General features: G+C 65.5%; 20 protein-coding genes. 16 read left to right on the forward strand and 4 right to left on the reverse strand.

Going from position 1 to position 20,518, the window contains the following annotated elements; all coding sequences use genetic code 11:
* Window positions 1-273 precede the first annotated feature (273 nt).
* A complete protein-coding gene (locus HMPREF3227_RS06900) occupies window positions 274-573 on the forward strand; it encodes a WhiB family transcriptional regulator (protein ID WP_066485327.1) in 300 nt (99 codons plus the stop codon).
* Window positions 574-678: 105 nt separating this feature from the next.
* Here the strand turns inward: HMPREF3227_RS06900 and HMPREF3227_RS06905 are convergent, their stop codons facing one another.
* Window positions 679-1,149 (reverse strand): metallopeptidase family protein, encoded by a 471-nt coding sequence (locus tag HMPREF3227_RS06905; RefSeq protein ID WP_066485330.1) that lies wholly within the window; start codon window positions 1,147-1,149, stop codon window positions 679-681.
* A 98-nt stretch (window positions 1,150-1,247) separates the two neighbouring features.
* Between HMPREF3227_RS06905 and HMPREF3227_RS06910 the strand changes: the two genes are divergently transcribed.
* Both HMPREF3227_RS06910 and HMPREF3227_RS06915 read left to right on the forward strand, forming a co-directional pair.
* Entirely contained in the window at window positions 1,248-1,736 is a 489-nt protein-coding gene (locus HMPREF3227_RS06910; RefSeq protein WP_066485336.1) for a DUF3499 domain-containing protein, read from the forward strand.
* A gap of 90 nt (window positions 1,737-1,826) precedes the next feature.
* Window positions 1,827-3,194: a phosphomannomutase/phosphoglucomutase gene (locus HMPREF3227_RS06915; protein WP_066511628.1), complete on the forward strand. Its 1,368-nt coding sequence runs from the start codon at window positions 1,827-1,829 to the stop codon at window positions 3,192-3,194.
* A gap of 212 nt (window positions 3,195-3,406) precedes the next feature.
* Here HMPREF3227_RS06915 and HMPREF3227_RS06920 read toward each other — a convergent pair whose 3' ends face one another.
* Complete coding sequence (locus tag HMPREF3227_RS06920; protein WP_066485343.1) at window positions 3,407-4,762, reverse strand: FAD-dependent oxidoreductase; 1,356 nt, start codon at window positions 4,760-4,762, stop codon at window positions 3,407-3,409.
* A 379-nt stretch (window positions 4,763-5,141) separates the two neighbouring features.
* Here HMPREF3227_RS06920 and HMPREF3227_RS06925 point away from each other — a divergent pair, with 379 nt between their 5' ends.
* From HMPREF3227_RS06925 to HMPREF3227_RS06940, 4 genes are read left to right on the forward strand one after another with little or no spacing between them, the layout of a single operon-like run.
* Window positions 5,142-6,824 (forward strand): nitrite/sulfite reductase, encoded by a 1,683-nt coding sequence (locus tag HMPREF3227_RS06925; RefSeq protein WP_066511631.1) that lies wholly within the window; start codon window positions 5,142-5,144, stop codon window positions 6,822-6,824.
* Entirely contained in the window at window positions 6,824-7,075 is a 252-nt protein-coding gene (locus tag HMPREF3227_RS06930; RefSeq protein WP_066485354.1) for a hypothetical protein, read from the forward strand. Before HMPREF3227_RS06925 ends, HMPREF3227_RS06930 begins: the two co-directional genes overlap by 1 nt.
* A 13-nt stretch (window positions 7,076-7,088) precedes the next feature.
* Window positions 7,089-7,874 (forward strand): sirohydrochlorin chelatase, encoded by a 786-nt coding sequence (locus HMPREF3227_RS06935; protein ID WP_066511646.1) that lies wholly within the window; start codon window positions 7,089-7,091, stop codon window positions 7,872-7,874.
* Between the two features lies 1 nt (window position 7,875).
* Complete coding sequence (locus HMPREF3227_RS06940; RefSeq protein ID WP_082750294.1) at window positions 7,876-8,862, forward strand: sulfite exporter TauE/SafE family protein; 987 nt, start codon at window positions 7,876-7,878, stop codon at window positions 8,860-8,862.
* Here HMPREF3227_RS06940 and cobA read toward each other — a convergent pair.
* Complete coding sequence (gene cobA, locus HMPREF3227_RS06945) at window positions 8,832-9,557, reverse strand: uroporphyrinogen-III C-methyltransferase (protein ID WP_082750295.1); 726 nt, start codon at window positions 9,555-9,557, stop codon at window positions 8,832-8,834. The genes HMPREF3227_RS06940 and cobA overlap by 31 nt on opposite strands.
* 26 nt (window positions 9,558-9,583) lie before the next feature.
* On the opposite strand from cobA, the gene HMPREF3227_RS06950 reads away from it, so the two are divergent.
* Window positions 9,584-10,717: a hypothetical protein gene (locus HMPREF3227_RS06950; protein ID WP_066511649.1), complete on the forward strand. Its 1,134-nt coding sequence runs from the start codon at window positions 9,584-9,586 to the stop codon at window positions 10,715-10,717.
* A gap of 21 nt (window positions 10,718-10,738) precedes the next feature.
* Window positions 10,739-11,938 carry a mannose-6-phosphate isomerase, class I gene (gene manA / locus HMPREF3227_RS06955; RefSeq protein ID WP_066511652.1) on the forward strand — a complete coding sequence of 400 codons (1,200 nt, stop codon included), beginning with the start codon at window positions 10,739-10,741 and terminating at the stop codon, window positions 11,936-11,938.
* 110 nt (window positions 11,939-12,048) lie between these two features.
* On the opposite strand, the gene HMPREF3227_RS06960 is transcribed toward manA, so the two are convergent.
* A complete protein-coding gene (locus tag HMPREF3227_RS06960; protein WP_066511655.1) occupies window positions 12,049-12,942 on the reverse strand; it encodes a hypothetical protein in 894 nt (297 codons plus the stop codon).
* Between the two features lie 96 nt (window positions 12,943-13,038).
* Here HMPREF3227_RS06960 and HMPREF3227_RS06965 point away from each other — a divergent pair, with 96 nt between their 5' ends.
* The 7 genes from HMPREF3227_RS06965 to hpf all read left to right on the forward strand — a co-directional run bounded on the left by HMPREF3227_RS06965 (window position 13,039) and on the right by hpf (window position 20,381).
* Window positions 13,039-13,389: a DUF4259 domain-containing protein gene (locus HMPREF3227_RS06965; RefSeq protein WP_066511657.1), complete on the forward strand. Its 351-nt coding sequence runs from the start codon at window positions 13,039-13,041 to the stop codon at window positions 13,387-13,389.
* Window positions 13,390-13,665: 276 nt separating this feature from the next.
* A complete protein-coding gene (locus tag HMPREF3227_RS06970; RefSeq protein ID WP_066485393.1) occupies window positions 13,666-14,304 on the forward strand; it encodes a dTMP kinase in 639 nt (212 codons plus the stop codon).
* 209 nt (window positions 14,305-14,513) lie between these two features.
* The gene (gene mtrA, locus HMPREF3227_RS06975) at window positions 14,514-15,215 is read left to right on the forward strand and encodes an MtrAB system response regulator MtrA (protein WP_066485394.1); all 702 of its coding nucleotides are present in this window, start codon (window positions 14,514-14,516) and stop codon (window positions 15,213-15,215) included.
* 81 nt (window positions 15,216-15,296) lie between these two features.
* Window positions 15,297-16,946, forward strand: a complete 1,650-nt coding sequence (gene mtrB / locus HMPREF3227_RS06980; protein WP_082750297.1) for an MtrAB system histidine kinase MtrB — start codon at window positions 15,297-15,299, stop codon at window positions 16,944-16,946.
* Complete coding sequence (gene lpqB, locus HMPREF3227_RS06985) at window positions 16,943-18,691, forward strand: MtrAB system accessory lipoprotein LpqB (RefSeq protein ID WP_066511660.1); 1,749 nt, start codon at window positions 16,943-16,945, stop codon at window positions 18,689-18,691. The genes mtrB and lpqB overlap by 4 nt, the downstream gene beginning before the upstream one ends.
* A gap of 288 nt (window positions 18,692-18,979) precedes the next feature.
* Window positions 18,980-19,510, forward strand: a complete 531-nt coding sequence (locus HMPREF3227_RS06990) for a ComF family protein (RefSeq protein WP_230384196.1) — start codon at window positions 18,980-18,982, stop codon at window positions 19,508-19,510.
* Window positions 19,511-19,715: 205 nt separating this feature from the next.
* Window positions 19,716-20,381, forward strand: a complete 666-nt coding sequence (gene hpf, locus HMPREF3227_RS06995) for a ribosome hibernation-promoting factor, HPF/YfiA family (RefSeq protein ID WP_066485415.1) — start codon at window positions 19,716-19,718, stop codon at window positions 20,379-20,381.
* The last annotated feature ends 137 nt before the right edge of the window (window positions 20,382-20,518 follow it).

The raw sequence follows: 20,518 nt of genomic DNA on the forward strand, positions 1-20,518 counted from the left end.
TGGTTTTATTGTGATCAATGTGGCGGATGTTAAAAACGAGCTGCACGTTCGTGGTTCTCAGGTAAAAAACAGCTCCCGCAGGTTGACGATATTTAGTGGCGGCGGGTTAAATCACAAGTGTGTAAGAAAGCGTGGCGGGAGCAGTGACTCTCCATCGACATCACCGTCAGTGGGAGGATGGGCCCCGCCGCCCTTGGAATCAGAACAAGGTCCCCCGGGTGCGTTGTAGGCGCAGCCCGTGGCGGATACGACCAACGGAGAAAGGAAAACGGCGTGGACGACATGGCTAATAACGCCAATCTCCGTGGCGCTGCTGCGGCGGCGCTGTCGTTGGATGAACTCTTTGGCGCTGTTGAGCAAGAGTGGCAAGACCAGGCGCTGTGCGCGCAGACCGACCCGGAAGCTTTCTTTCCAGAGAAGGGCGGCTCGACGCGTGAGGCGAAGCGCATCTGCCAAGCCTGCGCAGTGCGCGATGAGTGCTTGGAATACGCACTCGAACACGACGAGCGCTTTGGAATTTGGGGCGGGCTCTCGGACCGCGAGCGTCGCCGCCTCAAGCGCCAAATAGGCTAAACGCCCGCGTACGCGGCGTATAAAAGCGCTCGCCACAAGGCGAGCGCGACGGTGAAGGTCCCCGAAAGGGGATTTTTCGGGTTTTCTGCAGCTAGAGCGTGACGCTTACCAGTTGAACCGAGAGTCGATATCCTGCGGCTCGACGTTGAGGTACGTCGCCACAAGCGCGGTGAGCACGGTGGACAGCAGCTCTGCGCGCTCGGCGTGGTTGGTGGTGCGCTCCTCAATGGGCATGCGGAAAACGACGAAGCGGGCGCGTGTGGGACGTCCCCGGACGTCGACGCCGGCGGGAAGCAGACGCCCCAGCGGCACTGGGCCGTCAGCGATGATTTCATCCGGCAGAACCGTCATATCGGCACGCAGGCGCATGCGTGGCACGGTGTCGACGGCGATGTCCACGCCGGAGAGCTCCCGGGCATAGGAATTCTGGAGGGGTGCGTAAGCCTCAAGCACGGCGGCATCGAAAAGCTCGGAGCGGCTGCGGAAGCGCGGGCTCTGCTGGGGGAGAAGGGGCCCGCGCGCGCCGCGTCCACGCCGGTCACGGAACGGGCGAATGTGGGGGCGCGCGGTGGTCATGGCCGTAGATTGTAGGCGGCGCACACACGTCGCGGAGGCAACCACGCCGTGCGCGGGCCTGCCCAACTTTGGGCCGGTGGGCACTAGACTAGGGGACCGTGACTCACCAACGACCCGCCGAACGACACTGCTCGCGTCCTGGCTGCGGCCGCCCTGCCGTAGCAACGCTCACGTATGCCTACGCGGAGCAAACCGCCGTCGTGGGTCCCCTGAGCGAGGAGAAAGATCCGCACAGCTGGGACCTGTGCGAACACCACTCCTCGCGGATTACTGCGCCGCATGGCTGGGAACTCGTACGCGTGGACCGCGTGGAGCTCGATGATGACGATGATCTCCTAGCGTTAGCCGAGGCCGTCGGCGCCGGCGGACGCGTCACGGATGAAGTAAACGATGAGGGCGCGCGCGATCCCATCGACTACGAGCCCACCTTTGATGGTGCGGATCCGGCGCGGTCTAATCACCCGGTCTTCCGCATGCGGCGCGTGGCTGACGTGCGGGCGGCGCGGCGCGCGCATCTCCACGTCGTCCCGGATGCGGACGACGCGGACGCGAGCGACGCTCGGGAGCCTGGACAGCCTGGGGAATAGCTGAAAGCTCGCCATAAAGACGCTGGCTAAGTGTGACGCCGGGCCGTCGCGTGTTCGGTTCGCCGAAAATGGGGGCTACACTTGGGGCTTATGCGAACTCGTGAACAGCTCAATGCAGTGATTAAGGCTTATGACGTGCGTGGCGTCGTGGGCGAGGATATCGACGAAGACCTCGTTCGGGACACGGGTGCGGCGTACGCGTCCATCCTGCGCGGCGAGGGTGAGACCACCGTCGCCATCGGCCACGACATGCGCCCGTCCTCGCCGGCGCTGTCCCAGGCTTTTGCGGAGGGCGTCGTCTCCCAAGGCCTCGACGTCATCAAGCTGAATCTCACGTCCACCGACGAGCTGTACTTCGCGGCAGGTTCCCTGAACCACGCGGGCGCGATGTTCACCGCCTCCCACAATCCGGCCAAGTACAACGGCATTAAGCTCTGCCGCGCTGGCGCCGTGCCGGTGGGCCAGGAGACCGGTCTGGAGACCATCAAGGACATGCTCGTCGAGGGCGTGCCCGCTTTCGACGGTGCGCCTGGCACCATCACCGAGCGCGAGGTCCTGCCGGACTACGCGGAGTTCCTGCGCGGCCTGGTGCCGCTCGAGGCGTCCCGTCCGCTCGTCATTGCTGCCGATGCCGCCAATGGCATGGGTGGCCACACCGTCCCCGAGGTATTCGAGGGCCTGCCCTTCGACCTGCGCCCGCTCTACTTCGAGCTCGACGGCACGTTCCCTAACCACGAGGCCAACCCACTGGATCCGAAGAATCTCGTCGACCTGCAGAAGTTCGTCGTCGAGCAAGGCGCCGATATCGGACTGGCCTTCGACGGTGACGCGGACCGCTGCTTCGTCGTGGACGAGAAGGGCCACCCGGTGAGCCCCTCGGCTATCTGCGCGCTCGTTGCAGAGCGCTACCTCAAGAAATTCCCGGGTGCGACGATCATCCACAACCTCATCACCTCGAAGACGGTGCCGGAGATGATCGCGGAGAACGGCGGCAAGGCCGTGCGCACGCGTGTGGGCCACTCCTTCATCAAGGCTCAGATGGCCAAGGAGAAGGCCGTCTTCGGTGGCGAGCACTCCGCGCACTACTACTTCCAGGAGTTCTGGAACGCGGACTCCGGCATGCTCGCCGCGATGCACGTCCTGGCGGCCCTGGGCGAGTCCGACAAGCCGCTCTCCGAGCTCATGGCGGACTACTCTCGCTACGAGGCCTCCGGTGAGATCAACTCCACCGTCGCCGACCAGAAGGCAGCGACGCAGGCCGTGCTCGACGCGCTGGCTGACAAGATCGAGTCCGTTGACGAGCTCGATGGCGTGACCGTGCAGCTCAAGGATACCGAGGCCTGGTTCAACGTGCGCGCCTCCAACACCGAGCCGCTCCTGCGCCTCAACGTCGAGGCCAAGACCGCCGAGGAAGTCCAAGCAATCGTTGACGAGGTCCTCGCCATCATTCGCGCGTAGCTCGCTTCGCGCCGCTCGCCGCCGTCCTGGTTTCCAGGCCGGCGGTTTTGTGTACTGTGAGTTTTATCATCTCAGGCCCTCGCTGCCGGCCTGAAGCCATACAACCCAAAGACGACCCCCGTGCACTCGACCGGGGTGCAGAAAATACCGCGCCGCCCCGCCGTCCGCACGAAGCGGACCGCGGGGCGGCGGTGGTGTCGGGGCTGGAAAGCCTAGATCTGGTAGTTGTGCGACTGGGAGACCATGTCTTCCCACTCGACGAACTTCTTGCGCTCGCGGCCTTCGGCCTCGCCTGCGGCGCGCTCGGCGGCATCGAGGTTCTTCCAGCCGTCCCAGGTGAGGTAGTCCACGCTCTTATCCTTGAGCAGCTCGGTGAAGTCCTCGCCGTGGGAGTGGGAGAGCTTGCCTGCCTCATAGTCGGCGACGAGCATGCCGATGGTCTCGGTGGCGTCGGACTTGGTGTTGCCGATAAGGCCCACGGGGCCGCGCTTGACCCAGCCGGTGGCGTAGAGGCCAGGGACGACCTCGCCGTCGAGGGAGGTGACGTGGCCGCCGTCGTTGTTGATGACGTGGCGGTCATCGTTGAACGGCACGGACTCGATCGGGTCCGAACGGTAGCCGACGGCGAGGTAGACGGCCTGGACCGGCCACTCGGTGAACTTTCCGGTGCCGGAGACGGAACCGTCGCCGTTGAGGGCGGTGCGCTCGGTCTTGATGCCGGTCACCTTGCCATTCTCGCCGAGGATTTCCACGGGCTGCTCGAAGAGATGAATCTGCAGCGTGTGCGGAGCCTCCTTAGGCTCGCGGATGGCGTACTGCTCGAGCACCTGGCACACGAGGTCCTGGGACTTGGAGTTAGAGCGAGCTTCCAGTGAGGCCTCGTCGTAGTCGATGTCTTCTGGGTCGACAACGACGTTGATAGTCGGGGAGTGGTCGAGCTCTTTGAGCTCCTGCGGGGTGAACTTTGCCTGGGCTGGGCCGCGGCGGCCGAAGACGCGGACAGTCTCTGCCTTGTTCTTCTTCAGGGACTCGTACACGTTGTCCGCGATCTCGGTGACGTGGAGCTCGTCGCCCGTCTTCGCGAGGATGCGGGCGACGTCGAGGCCAACGTTGCCCACGCCGACGACGGCGACCTCGGTAGCGGAGAGGTCCCAGTCACGCTTGAAGCGCGGGTTGCCGTCGTAGAAGCCCACGAACTCGCCGGCGCCGTGGACGCCTTCGAGGTCGACGCCTGGGATGTTGAGGTGGCGGTCGCCCACGGCGCCCGTCGCGAAGACGATAGCGTCGTAGTAGTCCTGGAGTTCCTCGACAGTCACGTCGCGGCCGACGTGGATATTGGTGAGCAGACGGATCTGCTCGGTTTCCATGACGCGGTGGAGGGACTTGATAATGCCCTTGATGCGCGGGTGGTCCGGAGCCACGCCGTAGCGGATGAGGCCGAAGGGGGCCGGCATCTGCTCGATGAGGTCAATCTGGACGTTGCCGGAGAGTTTCTTGACGAGGATGTCGGAGGCGTAAATTCCGGCAGGGCCAGCGCCAATGACGGCGACGCGCAGGGGTGAAGTCATGAAAGATCCCTTTCCACAGTGGTCTCGTGTCTAGTGCTTCGGTGCGCAACTAGACGTATCTGTTCATAAATATATCCATCATAGTGCCGAATGCCCAGGCTAGGGGCATACGGTATGCGCGTCCTATTGAACTCATCTTTGCGTGGGTGGGCAAGTCCCCCAATTTCATTCGTCCCAAAGTGGCAGGTAATACGGTATGAATTTTAAAGACCAAGCTGTCTATATTGTTTGAACCATGTTGTTTCACTAGCGTGGTTGCCAATCCAGTTGTGGTGTGGGCCATATATCCCGCGCCGCCGGAACGACAAAACACAGCACAACGCACGTGACCGCCACTCGCACACGGCGGCATCGATGAGCATTCAGGAGACAGCACCCCATGACGACCGCGACCCGCGAGCGCACGCCCCGCACAAGGAAAAAGAAGCCGGAAGGCCAGTGGAAGATTGACGGCACCGAGCCGCTGAACCAGGACGAGGTCATTAAGCAGGAGGACCCGGGTCTGTCCGCGCGCCAGCGCGTCATCGACATTTACTCCAAGGAGGGCTTTAGCTCCATCCCGGCCGAAGACCTGGCGCCGCGCTTTAAGTGGCTAGGCCTCTATACCCAGCGCAAGCAGAACCTAGGCGGCGAGCTCACTTCCACGCTGAGCAATACCGAGCTGCAGGACGAGTACTTCATGATGCGCGTGCGCTTCGACGGAGGCCGCGTCACCCCGGAGCAGCTGCGCACCGTGGGCGAGATTTCGCGCGACTACGCCCGCTCGACCGCGGACTTTACGGACCGCCAGAATATTCAGCTGCACTGGATCCAGATCGAGGACGTCCCCACTATCTGGGAGAAGCTGGAGAAGGTGGGCCTGTCCACGCTCATGGGCTGCGGTGACGTCCCGCGCGTCATCCTCGGCTCGCCCGTCGCCGGCGTCGCGGAAGACGAGATTATCGACGGCACCTGGGCTATCGACCAGATTACGGAGAAGTACCTGCTCTCCGACGACGTGCAGAACCTGCCCCGCAAGTTTAAGACCGCGATTTCCGGCAACGCCCGTCAGGACGTGACGCACGAGATTCAGGACATCGCCTTCGTCGGTCGCGAGCACCCCGAGCTCGGCAAGGGCTTCGACTGCTTCGTGGGCGGCGGCTTGTCCACCAACCCCATGCTCGCGCGCTCGCTCGGCGTCTTCGTCCCGCTTGAGCGCGTGCCGGAGGTCTGGCACGGTGTGGTGAGCATCTTCCGTGACTATGGCTTCCGCCGTCTGCGTAACCGCGCGCGCCTCAAGTTCCTCGTCGCCGAGTGGGGCATCGACAAGTTCCGCGAGGTGCTCGAAACCGAGTACCTTGACGCGCCGCTCGAGCGCGCGGAGCCGGTCGCCCCGCACCTGGGCAATCGCGACCACCTCGGTGTCCACAAGCAACAGGACGGCAACTACTACGTGGGTGTCAAGCCGACGGTCGGCCACGCGACGGGTGAGCAGCTCATCGCCATCGCGGACGTCGCGGAGCGCTTCGGCGTCGAGCGCATCCGCACCACGCCCATGAAGGAATTGCTCTTCCTCGATATCAAGGAAGAAGTCATCGAGCCGCTCAAGGCTGCGCTTAATGAGACCGGCCTGTACCCGGAACCCTCCGAGTTCCGCCGCGGCATCATCTCCTGCACCGGCCTGGAGTTCTGCAAGCTCGCGCACGCGACGACGAAGGCGCGCGCCATCCAGCTCGTCGATGAGCTCGAGGAGCGTGTGGGCGACCTCGACGTGCCGATTTCCATCTCGCTCAACGGCTGCCCTAACGCGTGCGCTCGCTCGCAGGTCTCCGATATCGGATTCAAGGGCCAGACCGTCACGGACGACGAGGGCAACCGCGTTGAGGGCTTCCAGGTGCACTTGGGCGGCGCGCTCGGCTTGGGCGAGGAGGCCTGGGGTCGCAAGCTGCGCGGCCACAAGGTCATCGCGGATGAGGTGGGCGAGTACGTCACCCGCGTCGTCACGAACTTCAAGGAGAACAGCGAGCCCGGCGAGCAGTTCCGTGACTGGGTCGTGCGCGCCGACGAGGAGCTGCTGAAGTAATGCGTTTCCGCCGCGAGCCCAACCCGAACCGCAACCACCCGGCGTACTGCCCGTACTGCGCGTCCGAGTCGCTCTTCCCGGATGAGGAAGGCGATTTCGCGTGGCGCTGCAGCGCGTGCCTGCGCGTCTTCTCCGTCATGTTCCACGGCCAAGACGACGCCCCCGTGGCGGCGTCCGCCACCCCGTCCGCTGCCCAAGCCCTGCAGGACTCCCTGCGCCGGCACGGACATTCCGCCCGTCCCCAGTCATAAAGGATTCCCCGTCATGGCGATCATCGTCTTATCCCACGGTTCGCGGCACCCTGCCGCGGCCGGTGCAGTAGAGGAGCTCGCCCGGGCTACCGAAGATCTCACCGGCGAGGTCACCCGCGCCGCGTACTTGGACTTCACCGCGCCCACGCTTGCCGATGCCGCCCTCACGCTCGCCTTGGCCGGCGAGACGCAGGCAACGGTCGTTCCCTTGCTCTTTACTGAGGGCTACCACGCCCGCGTGGACGTGCCCACGGTTGCGGCGGAAGCCTCTGAGCTCACCGGCGTGGACTTGCGCGTCGCGCCCGTGCTGGGCACGGGTTCCGATATCGCGGCGCTGCTTGCAGCTCGCGTGCACGATCCGAGCGCGCACCTCGTGATCTATTCCGTGGGTTCTTCGAATGCGCAGGCCAACGCCGCTGTCGAGCGGCTCGCGGTGCGCGTGGGGGATCTCACGGGGCAGTCGACCTCGTGCATCTTCGCCACGAAGGCGGCGGGCACCCCGTATGGCCTGGCCGGCGTGGATGCCCAGTGTGCGACGCATGGCAGCGCCGAGGTGCTCCCGCTCTTCGTCGCGCCGGGCCTGTTACTTGACCTGCTCGAGCCGCGCGGCGTGCATCGCATTGGAAAGACCTACGACGGCGGCGTTCCTGAGCCCCTCGGCGCGGCACTTGCGCCCATTGTCGCGGCCCGTGCGCGCGGTGGCGCCCCCAGGGTGGGCCATGCCCGTCACAGCGGACAAGTCGCCCCCGTGCGCTTCCCGTTGCGGGGCCACGCTACCTCTGTCACAGTAAGGAATTAATATGCGCACGCTTATTCTTATTGCACTGGCGGGCTTCGCCGCGCAACTGGTCGACGGTGGCATTGGCATGGGCTTTGGCGTCACGTCCACGACGGTGCTGTTGCTCGCGGGCCTTGGCCCTGCACAGGCGTCCGCCATCGTGCATGCGGCAGAGTTGGGCACCACGTTGGTCTCCGGTGCCTCCCATTGGCGCTTTGGCAACGTGCACTGGCCCACGGTGGTGCGCCTTGGCGTGCCCGGCGGCATTGCCGGATTCCTGGGAGCGACGGTCCTGTCGCGGATCTCCACGGATGCGGCGGCGCCGGTGACCGGGGCCATCCTCACTGCGATTGGCTGCAACCTCGTGTGGCGCTTCTCGCGCGGCCGCGTGCGCCGCGACCCTCAGGCCGGACGCATGCATTCGACGCCCTTCCTCATTGGGCTGGGCAGCGTGGGTGGCTTCGTCGACGCCACTGGTGGCGGCGGCTGGGGCCCGGTGTCCACGTCGACACTCATGGCGATCGGCCGCGAGCAGCCCTGTCGCATTGTGGGCACGGTGAGCGCCTCGGAGTTCCTCGTGACCTTGGGTGCGACGCTCGGTTTCGTGCTGGGACTGTGGGACGAGATCGTCGCGCACGCTGCGGCCGTCGCGGCTTTGCTCGTGGGTGGCGTTATCGCGGCGCCTATCGCAGCGTGGCTTATCTCGCGTATTAACCCGGTCGCGCTGGGCGGGGTGGTGGGCACGGCCATTGTCGTGCTCAACGTGCCCAAGGTCGTCGATGCGCCGGCGTGGGTCCTCGTGGCCCTCGGCGTGGTGGGTGTGACGCTCACCGTCCGCGGCACGCTGGCCTACCGGGCGGCGCGCAAGGAAGCGGATACCGTGGAGCCTGCGGCGGACGAGGGAGAAGATGACGCTGCGCGCGAGGGAGAAGACGACGCTGCGCGTGAGGGGGCATCGGCAAGCGCGCGGGAGTATGCCTACAGTCCGGCGACCTCGCCGATGACGTAAACGGCGGGCGGGGCGACGGCCTCGCCCTCCATGAGTGCGCCCAGCCCCTCGAGCGTGGTGCGGAAGGTGCGCTCACCCGACATGGTGCCCTCCTGAATGACGGCGACCGGGGTAGACCCGGGACGACCGCCAGCCAGGAGGGCCTCGGCGATTTTCCCGGCGTTCTTCACTCCCATGATGACGCTGAGCGTGGCGCCGGAGCGGGCGAGCGCCTCCCAGTCCACGAGGGACTTGGGATGGCCGGGGGCGAGGTGGCCGGAGACGACCGTGAAGGCGTGGACGACGCCGCGCTGGGTGACGGGCACGCCTGCGAGCGCCGGGACGGAAATCGCGGAGGTGACGCCGGGGACGACCTCGCAGGCAAGGCCTGCGTTCGTGAGCGCCTGCAGCTCCTCGAAGCCGCGGCCGAAGACATAAGGATCGCCGCCCTTGAGACGCACGACGCGCTTGCCGGCGCGAGCGTGCTCGATGAGCAGCTCGTTGATCTTCTCCTGCGAGATGGATTTCCTATAGGGGAGCTTGGAAACATCGATGATCTCTTTCTCGGAGGTATCGAGGAAATCCTCGAGCTGTGCGGCAGGCCCGAGGTGATCGGCGAGGATGACCTCTGCTTGCTCGAGCGCGCGCAGGCCACGGACGGTGATGAGGTCCCATGTGCCGGGGCCGCCGCCTACCAAAATCACAGGATATGTCATGGGAGATCAGTATAGGGTGGGGGACCATGAACACTTCGAACTGGGAGGACCGCCCCGAGCTGGGCGGTGACGGTTCTCACGAGGCTGCGGAGCCGGGATACTGGTCTGGTTCCAGCGACTATGACCCGGAAACCGTCCGCTTCTTCGACGTCGCGCACGAAGGCGCCCAGGTACGCGTCTTGTCGGGGGCAACCTCCGCCCTGGAATCCTTGCTCTTTGGTGCGACACCGCGCGCCGTCGTCCTGCTGCCCACGGACGCTGTGGCGCGCGCGTGCGCGCAATGTGTGGCGGACCAGCAGACCGGTGTTCCCGTTGTGGTGACGCAACAGCTGCCCGCCTTCGTGGGAGCACTCGACACAGTGGTCGTGCTGGGCGAGCGAGGCTCCTGTGACTGGGCCTCGCAGGCGCTGCTCACCGCCGCGCGGCGCGGTGCGCAGACCGTGTACTTGGGCCCTGCGCGCGGCCCGCTGGCCGAGGACGCTCGAGACGCAGAGGGCACGCTTATCATCGAGGCCCTGCCCACGGCCGAAGGAACCTCGCCCGCGCGCTATATCGCGGGACTGGAGGCTATCTTCCATGCCTTCCATCAGCCGGCGACGGTGACCACGGAGTACCTCGTGGGGCTGGCGGACGAGCTCGACCAGGAACTGGAGACGCTCTCCCCGGAGCGTGACGCGGCGGTCAACCCTGCGCGTGCGCTGCGCAACGCCGTGGAAGGAACGCACGTTATCCACACTGGCGGTGCCGTGGCGCAGGTCGCCGCGGCGCTGTGGGCGGCAGGCGGATTGGGCGGCACCTACGTCGAGCCGGAGCTGGTCCCGGCGGTGCTCGAGCGCCGCGCCGCGGAGAGCACGGGACAGGGCGCGGATCGCGCCGACCCGTTCTACGATCCCTTCCTTGACGGTCCGCCAATGGTACTGTCAAAGGTGCTTATCTGGGATGGCGCACCCGAGAGCCCGCAGGGCTTGGCGGGTGCCCCGAGTCAGGATTATCCTATGGCGTCGGTTGAAGAACCGGATTCCGCTGAATATTCCGGTTCCAGCGCGTCAACGACGCCGCCCACGTATATCGCAGTCACGGCTTCTACGGCCGCAGCACATCCCTTGCAGTTGCTTGTGCGCGCCCTAGCCGCGACAGCTTTTCATGCCTCCGAGCACTAGCTCGGATTGAGAGGAGACTTCATGGACAAGATTGTCCCTGCCGCACGCCGCTATTCCTGGGGCTCACGGACGCTCATCCCCGAGCTCGTGGGCTCTGAGCCTTCGGGCCAGCCCCTCGCCGAGCTGTGGTACGGCGCCCACCCTGGGGATCCCTCGACGCTCGCGGAGACGGGCGCGCGCCTTGACGAGGTCATCGACGCGGACCCGCGCAGCGTCGCACCGTGGGCCGGCGGCCTGCCGTTCCTCATGAAGATTTTGGCAGCAGACGACGTCTTGTCCTTGCAGGCGCACCCCTCACCGGAGCAGGCCGCGGAAGGCTTTGCCCGTGAGAATGCGTTGGGCATCGCGCTCGATGACGCGAAGCGCAACTACAAGGACGGCTCCCACAAGCCGGAGATCATCATTGCGCTCAGCCCCTTCTACGCCATGGCGGGCTTCCGCCCGCTGGCGCGCACGCGCGAGCTCTTCGCTGCTCTCGAGTGCCCGGAGCTCGACCGCTACCAGTCCATGCTTTCGCCGGAGGAGACCCCGGACGCGGAGGAAGGTAACCTGCGTGCGCTGTTTACGACGTGGATTACCATTCCCTCTGCCGCACGCCGCGAGCTCATCGACGCCATCGTCGCTGCGGCCCCGCGCGTGCCGGAAGGCTGGATGTCGCGCGTCATGGATACGGTCCTCCACATCAACGAGCAGTACCCGGGCGATATCGGCGTGCTGGGCGCGCTGTTGCTCAACCACATCGAGCTCGCGCCGGGCGAGGCTGTCTATCTCGACGCAGGCCAGCTCCACGCCTACGTCCACGGCCTCGGCGTGGAGGTCATGGCGAACTCGGATAACGTGCTGCGTGGCGGTTTGACGCCCAAGTACGTCGATGTGCCCGAGCTCGTCAAGGTCCTCAAATTCGCCGCGCTCGAGGAGCCGCGTGTGCACCCGCAACAGCTGGGCGATGGCCTTTCTGTGGCCGCCACGGTGGCCGAGGAATACATCACCCCGGCCGACGAGTTCACCGTCGACCGCTACGAGTTGCCGGCTGGTGCCACGGGCACGCTCAACCCCACCGGCCCGGCCATCGCGCTGTGCACGCACGGCACCGTGACGCTGGGTGAGACCTCTCTGGCTCCGGGCGAGGCCGCTTGGCTGCCCGTTACGGACGGTCCCGTCACGGTCACCGTTGACTCCGCTGCCGCCGCCCCGGCACAGCTCTTCGTCGCGCGCGCCTAGTTCGCGCCTCGTTCCGGTCGCGTACGGCGCCGCACACGCCCATGGCCCCGCTGCCTTTCCTTCGTTGACAACGAAGGAGACAGCGGGGCCGAATGCGTTCTTGGTGCGCGCTAGTTGGCCAGCTCCGTGGGCTCTTGCGGATCCGCCTGCGTGGTCGTGTGCACGCCGGTGGTCTCAGCGGTGGGGGAGTCAGCCGTGGGCTGTGGCGAGTCGGCGCTCGTGGGTTCGTTCGCCGGCGAGGTGTGGCCGTTCGTGGCGGTCGTCGGCGTGTCTTGCGTGCTTGTGGTCTCCGTGGGCTCGACCGGAGTGGTCTCGTCCGTCGAGGTAGCAGGCGTGTCCTCGTCACGCGTGGGGCCTTCTGTCGGCTTATCCGTGGGGATCTCAATGGTGGGCTGCGGCGTCGGCTGCTGTGACGTGGGCGCATGGGTGGGCGCCGGAGCCGGGTCATCAGACCTGGACGTGGAGTCGCGTGGGCTAGGCGCGGGGGCCGGCGCATTGGTGGGCAAGGTACCAATGGAAGTCGGCGCGCCCGGGTGCAGGTCGCCCGTCACCGCGGTGATGACAGTCGTGGGGGCCGCAGTCGCACCAGGCGCCATGGTGGCGGGAATCTGCGTCCGTGCCGAGGGGCCGCGGGTTGACGTGGGCAGGACGGTGCCGTCGCTGATATTGCCCGGGCGGTAATACGTGGTGGGGTTGGCATCCAGCTTCTTCGTGTTGAACACGGCGTTTGGTGCCAAGAAAGGGTCATCCGCCAGCGGTGCCACGTTGCGGCCAGACTTGCTGCTATCACCGGTTTCCGTGGCGTAGACGTGGTCGTGCACATCGTCACCCGCAGCTTGGGTGCTGCGTAGGTCTATGTCACCGGCGCCGACGGCCTCATTCATGGCAGGATCAGAGGAAGAGGACCCTGGGGTCCCGAGGCGCCACACAACTGCACCGATGCCGGCGGCAAGAAGCACACCGACAACGATGAAGATGAGCGCGCGGCGCGTATCGGCTTTCACCTGCGGTATTCCTCTCGTGACATGACTGTGGTAACAAGTTGGTAACGACAATACCATGGTCGCCGTCTGGCCTAGACCTTTGATAAAGGAGAGAATATGAGTACCTGGGATGAGCACATCCTCAGCTCTGACGTGAATACAGACTTCCTCGATGAGCTGGCCGACCTCGAAGATGAGGATATCGTGGAGGCCGTGCGTGACGCCGTTATGCTTGCTGCCAGCGGCGATGCCTCTGGTGACGAGGGAAGCAACGGCCTTGCTGCGGCGACGATCGCCGCCATTTGGGCCGGCGCGCCTTTTACGGCGGGGGAGATTATTACCGAATACCCGTTCATTCGTTCGCTCGCCGGTTCTGGCGACGAGGAACTACATGAAAAGGCTGCGGAGCTGCTGGAATCCGTTGAGGATGAGGTGGATCTCGAGCCCTTCACCGAGGCTTTGTCCTAGGGACCGCCGTGACACGGCGCGCGAGGGCGAATAGTCGCTCGGAGTGCGCCGGAGCGGGGATTACACCGTTGTATGCAGGGCAGAAGGCTGAACGCATGGGGGTGTCAACGTCTCTCGCGAGCTACCCCTCTGTGGCTCGAGGCTATCGCTGTACGCGGTGTCGTTGCGCCGTATAGTGCGGGGAGGATATCGCGCGCACGCTGAAAATGCCGCGCGCACGAATCCGCACGAAAGCTGTGCAGGAAAGCTGTGCAGGACAACAGGGAAAGGAACGCCATGATTGTCGCCATCGAGGGAATCGACGGAGCGGGCAAGAACACTCTCGTCGGTCGCCTACGTGAGGCACTCGACGTGCCGGTGCGCGTCATCGCCTTCCCGCGCTACGAGGTGTCCATTCATGCGCAGCTCGCACGTGAGGCGCTCTATGGGCGCATGGGGGATATGACACAGTCGCCGTACGCCATGGCGACGCTTTTTGCGCTCGACCGCTGTGGCGCGCGCGACGACATCGCGCCGCGCGACGGGGAGCTGGTCATACTCGACCGCTACGTCGCGTCGAACGCTGCGTACTCCTCCGCGCGCCTGGGCGGCGCCGAGGGCAACCCTGAAGTCGTGCAGTGGGTCTACGATCTGGAGTTCGGCCGCTTGAAGCTTCCGCACCCGGACCTGCAGATCTTCTTGGACACGGACGTGGCCCTCGCAGCCGAGCGTGCCGCGGGTCGCGCCGCACAGGACGCGACGCGCGCTAAGGACGAATACGAAAAAGACGACGCGCTGCAGGCGCATACGGCCGCAGCCTACCGGCGCCTGGCCGCCGCAGAGTGGGGCGGGCCGTGGCTTGTGACCAGCGATGCCGACCGCGTCATCGAGGCCGTGCGCGCGCTTTTCGGCGCTGGCAGCGAGGACGCGATCTAGGCGGCCCTGAAAGTCCCAGCATGGGGAAGGCACGCGCGCCGCTCATCGCGCGGGGCGCTCCGATCCGACATACTGGGTAGGAAACGCTGCATGCCCTCAGTGTGCGACCACGCCGGTTGGCGGGAGGTCGCGTGCCACTGTGGGTGGGCAGTGCGGGATAGAGGCGCTGTGCAGGCAGCGCCACATTTGAGAAGGAGACGAGGTTTACTGTGGCCCCTAAGATTTTGGTCGTCGACGATGATCCGGCAATCTCGGAAATGCTCACTATCGTCCTGGAATCGGAGGGGCTTGAGCCCATTGCCGTGACCGACGGCGCGCAAGCCGTACCGGCCTTTGAGGAGCACCAGCCGGACCTCATTTTGCTCGACCTTATGCTCCCCGGCATGAATGGCGTGGATATCTGCCGCGCCATCCGCCGCACCTCCTCAGTGCCGATCGTCATGCTTACCGCGAAGACGGACACCGTCGACGTCGTGCTGGGCCTTGAGTCCGGCGCGGATGACTACATCACCAAGCCCTTCAAGCCGAAGGAGCTCGTCGCCCGTATCCGCGCCCGCCTGCGCCGCACGGAGTCGACCTCCCAGGAGCTCATCGAGGTCGGCGACCTCATCATCGACGTCCCGGAGCACACCGTCCGCCGCGTCGATGGGGAGGAAATCTCGCTTACGCCGCTCGAGTTCGATCTGCTCCTTGAGATGGCCCGCAAGCCCGGCCAGGTTCACACCCGCGAGGAACTGCTCGAGTCCGTGTGGGGCTACCGCCATGCTTCGGACACGCGCCTTGTCAACGTCCACGTCCAGCGCCTGCGCGCCAAGATCGAGCACGATCCGGAAGACCCGCAGATCGTCCTCACCGTGCGCGGCGTGGGCTATAAGACCGGCAAGGTCGGTGCCGGTGCAGCTGGGGAGTAAATCATTCTCACTCGCTTAAGCCGGATCAAGGACCGGTTCCTCGACTCGTGGCGCTCCTCCCTGCAGGTGCGCTTCATTGGCATGATTTTGGCCGCCTCCTCGGTGGTCATGCTCATTCTTGCCTACGCGCTCATTTCCGTCCTCACACAGCGGCTCATCGACCAGAAGCTGTCCGCGGCAGAGCAGGAAATCGATCGCGCCCGCATCACGGTCGAGCAGCAGATCAGCGCCACCGGAACCGGCAATTCCGTGCAGGTGCGCATCAATTCGGCGCGCGCGTCGCTCACCCAGCTTGGCTCGGATGGCGAGTCCCACGCGGCCTTCGAGCCCGTCATCGTCGTCCAGAACTCGGACGGCACGCAGACCACCTCGCCCGAGGGGTACCGCATCCCAGATAACTTGCGCAGCCTCGTCGCCCAAGACCAGATCGCGTATCAATTCACGAATATCGATCAGACCAACGGTGGCAACTACAACGCGCTCGTCATGGGTACCCCGGCACACGCGGATATCCCCGGCACGCAGGTCTACATCGTGCTGTCCATGGAGTCCGAGGAATCCACGATGGCGCTCATGCGCGGCCTTCTGTCTGCCGCCGCCGTCGTGGTTGTCGTCCTCCTCGTCGGCATTGCCTGGCTGGCCACCCAGCAAGTCATCGCGCCGGTGCGCTCGGCCTCGCGCATTGCCCAGCGCCTTGCCGCCGGCCACCTGCGGGAGCGCATGGTCGTTGAGGGCGAGGACGAGATGGGCCGCCTTGCGTCGTCCTTCAACGACATGGCCGAGAAGCTGTCCAAACAAATTACGCAGCTTGAGGAGTACGGCAACCTGCAACGCCAGTTCACCTCGGACGTCTCGCACGAGCTGCGTACGCCGCTCACCACGGTGCGCATGGCCGCGGACCTCATTGCGGCGGACGCTGACTCGCTCGAGCCGCACACGCGCCGTGCGACGGAGCTGATGACCCGCGAGCTTGACCGCTTCGAGGCGCTGCTCGCGGACCTCCTGGAGATTTCCCGCCACGACGCTGGCGTCGCGGATCTGTCTAAGGCCCAGCTCGACGCCCGCAGCTGCGTCGACTCCGCCTGGCAGCAGACCTCGCATCTGGCCGAGGAACTCGGCGTCGAGGTGCGCTTCCACGTCCCAGACGACCCGGTCACGGTCGAGGGCGACTCGCGCCGCATCGAGCGCATCCTGCGCAACCTGCTCGCCAACGCCATCGACCACTCGGAGGGCAACCCCGTTGACGTCGATATCGCGGAGACCGAGGACGCCGTGGGCATCGCCGTCACGGACCACGGCGTGGGTCTCAAGGACGGCCAAGAAGAGCTCGTCTTCAATCGCTTCTGGCGTGCCGATGCCTCGCGCGTGCGCCACTCCGGCGGCACGGGCTTGGGCCTTGCCATCGCGCGCGAGGACGCCGTCCTCCATGGTGGCTCGCTCGATGCCACGGGCATCTTCGGCGTCGGCTCCCGCTTCCGCCTTATCCTGCCGCGTACCCCAAGCGCCGAGATTGACCATGATCCCATCGCCCTCGAGCTGCCGTCTGTGCAGGCCGAGCTTGCCGATGCCCCCTCCGACGGCTCGGCCGAGGGCTCCACGCTGCAGGCCACGGCGTCAGCCGCCTCAGCCAGCGCCGACCTCGACGACGAGGAGCCCGAGTCTCCCGGCCAGATGCGGAAGCCGGAAACGCTGGCGGAGAAGGCGACCCGATCCGAGGAGGAGAGCGAATGATAGTGTTCCCCAACCCGCGCCACCGCACGTCGCTTTACCGTCCGGCACGCACCGTGTTGGCAGTGGCTAGCGTCGTGGCCCTTGCTGGCTGCTCGACGCTGCCGTCGAATACCGCGCCGCAGGTGCTGCGTTCTTTTGCCCCTCAGCAAGAAGCCGTGCCCGTGGTTGGTCCGCAGCCGGACCAGGAGCCGGACCTGCTGCTTCGTGACTTCTATCGTGCCTCGGCCATCCCCAGTGGCGACTATGCCGCGGCACGCGCCTTCCTCACGGATGATGCCACGCAGTCCTGGGATCCCCGGGGCTCGGTGCTTCTCGTTGACGCCATCGACTTGAACTCCGCGTCTGCGGCAGCCGAAGCCGACACCGAGGAGCGCGCCTTCGCCGTGCGTGGCAACGTCATCGGGTCACTTGAGGACGGCGGCGCCTACCGCGCGGAAAATGGCGCCTATGAGGCGACGGTGAAGATGAAGATGGTGGATGGGCAATGGCGTATCTCCGATCTCCCCGCCGGCGTCGTCATCGAACGCAACGAGCTGCGCAATCAGTACCAACCCGAAAGCCTTTACTTCTTCGACCGCGACCAGCGCTCGCTCATCTCGGACCGCCGTTGGGTATTCTCCGGCAGCGACGCCTTGGACTCGCAGCTCATCACGCTGCTCATGCAAGGCCCGTCCGCTACGCTCGCGCCCGCCGTGACCACGCTCACGGGCAACGACGCGGCCTTCGCCGGCATCGAGGACGGTGCTTACCGCTTTACTGGCCTGAGCGGTCTCGATGAAGAAGAGCGCGTGCACTTTGCCGCGGAGCTCGTGTGGACGCTGTCTAACGCGGGCGTCGCGGGCCCGTACAAGGTCATCGCCGATGGCGCCGCCCTCGTCCCGGGCATGGACGAGATGACCACGGATGACTTTGCCGAGTACAACCCGCGCGCAGCGGCGACCGAGGCTAGCAACCTTTACGCCCTCAACGGCGGCAATATTTTGAGCGTTACCGGCACCATCGCCACTCCGGTGGGCGGCTTAATGGGGCGCAGCGGCCGACTCGAATCTGCGGAAATCTCGACGGAGGGCACCGTCGCGGCTGTCACGCAGCTCGGCGACGGTAAGTCGCAGCTGCTGATGGGCGATCTCGATGGCACGCCGCAGCGTTCCGTGGAAGCGGGCACCATCTCGCGGCCGTCCTTCGAAAACAGCGGCGAGGCCGCCTGGGCCGTCGTCGACGGCAAACGTGTCTCGCGCTTCGTGCAGTCCTCCGCTACGGGCCGCATCGTTGAAACCGAAGTCGATACATCGGCGCTCGACGATATCGACGGCGAAATCTCCGTGTTGCGTCTGTCTACCTCAGGTGCGCGCGTCGCGCTCATCATCGGCGGCAAGATCTACACCGGCGTGACCGTGCGCGAGGACGGCGGCGCCCACCGCATTGCGAACGTCACGGAAATCGCCAGCGAGTTGCGCGGCATGGCCCTGTCCCTCGACTGGCAGCCGGATGGCTCCCTCGTCGTGGGCACCTCGAGCCCCGACACTCCGGTGTGGCGCGTCGAGCAGGACGGCTCCGCTGTGTCCACGTTGCCCAGCGGCAATATCACGGCGCCGGTCGTCTCCGTCGCCGCGACGCAGACGACCATCTTCGCCACGGATGCACACGCCACGCTGCAGGTCTCCGCGGAAGATTCCACCTCCGCCTTCTGGCGCGAGGTCCCCGGCCTCCAAGGCATGCGCTCGGCGCCCATTGTCGCGAAGTAGCGCTTCGTCGCGCTCGGGCACCCCGAAACCCTGGCTGCGGCTCCCATGCGTTCAGCGCGCGCATGGTGGGCTTTTGGCCTAGTCTTGCGGGCAGCAGAAGAATTCATGGGGTGAAGGATCATGGGGTGATGATTGGTGCTGGGGAATTTTCTTTCGGGGCTGGGGGAGTTGGTCATCCCGCGCTCGTGCGCGGGCTGCGGTGCGGCGGGCGATGTGTTGTGCGGACCGTGTCGGGAGAAGCTGCGCGCCACGCCGCGGCTTATCAGTCACCGTCCTCGTACCCTAGGTATGCCGGTCTTCGCGTTGGGGCCGTACGACCGCATGCGCCGGTCACTCATCGTGGCGATGAAGGAATACAACAATCAGACGGTGCGTGCCTACGTGGGTGCCGTGCTGGCGGCCGCTCTTCGGTACCTTCACGCACGAGGTGAGATTCCCCACGAGCTCGTGCTCGTTCCCGCGCCCACACGCGTGCGCTCTGCACGCCAGCGCGGCGGCGACCCGGTGCTCCATATGTGCGAGCATGCTGCGCGTACGCTCGCCGAGGCGCCGGGTGCCGGGCTACGCGTGCAGGTGCTGGCGTGCCTGCGTATTCGCTCTTCGGCCGCGGATCAGTCCCGTCTTGACGCGGATGCGCGCTGGGAGAATATGGCCCATGCCATCGAGCTGCGTCCGAGCAGCCGCGCGCAGCTGCGCGGGGCGCACGTCGTGCTGGTCGACGATGTCGTGACAACGGGTGCGACGTTGGCGGCATCGGCAAGCGCTGTGCGTGGCGCGGGGGCCCTCGTTCGGGCAGGGCTGACGCTGGCAGACGCCTGAAAGCACCGAATGGTGGCACCCGATAGGGGGATCCGTGAAAGCCATGTTATGACCACTGCTACAATGAGGGGTGTCACAAAGAGTTCCACCTAAATGGCCGAGTCACAGAACTTGGTGCAGGAATTCCGGTACTCATCCGGGACGTTTGCCGCAGGTGGAGGTCTCGTGGTTCATAGTTTGTCCCCATCTACTAGGGAGGAAGTCAATGACCAACCCACAGGTCGAGTCCAATGCACAGGTCACCATCACTGGTCGTAACGTCGAGGTTCCTGAGCACTTCGCAGAACGCGTGAAGAGCAAGCTGGCCAAGATTGAGCGCCTCGATCCCACGCTGACCTTCTTCCATGTGGAGCTGCAGCACGAGCCGAACCCACGTCGCGACGCCGAGGCAGAGCGCCTGCAGATCACCGCGACTGGCAAGGGCCACTTGGCTCGCGCCGAGGCTAAGGAGGACTCGTTCTACGCTGCGCTGGAGACCGCTTTGGCAAAGATGGAGCGCTCCCTGCGTAAGGTCAAGGTCCGCCGCGAGAAGGTCAAGTCCGGCCACCGCGCTCAGAAGGGCACCGGCGAGCTCGCAGCTGAGTTCGTTGCCGAGCAGGAAGCTGCCGCTAAGGCTGCGCAGCAGGATCGCTACGTCGATCCGTACGCTGAGACCATTGAGGAGCAGCGTCCGGGCCAGATCGTTCGTACCAAGGTGCACGCCGCTGTTCCGATGAGCGTCGACGATGCCCTGTCCGAGATGGAGCTGGTTGGCCACGACTTCTACCTCTTCATCGACGAAGAGACCCAGCGTCCGTCCGTCGTCTACCGCCGCCACGCGTACGACTACGGCATCATCTCGCTGAGCGACGAGGTTGAGGCTGACAAGTAAGTCACCCTTCAATTCCTACCGCCCGTTTCCGGCACCACGCCGGGGCGGGCGGTAGTCTAGTTTTCGTTGTTTGCTGCGGCCCGTTCCGGTCGCCGCGATCCACGGCCCCGCGGCGTACCGTACCGCTCGCGCAGGGC

This window comes from Corynebacterium sp. CMW7794 (genome assembly GCF_001563605.1).
Lineage (GTDB): Bacteria > Actinomycetota > Actinomycetes > Mycobacteriales > Mycobacteriaceae > Corynebacterium > Corynebacterium phoceense.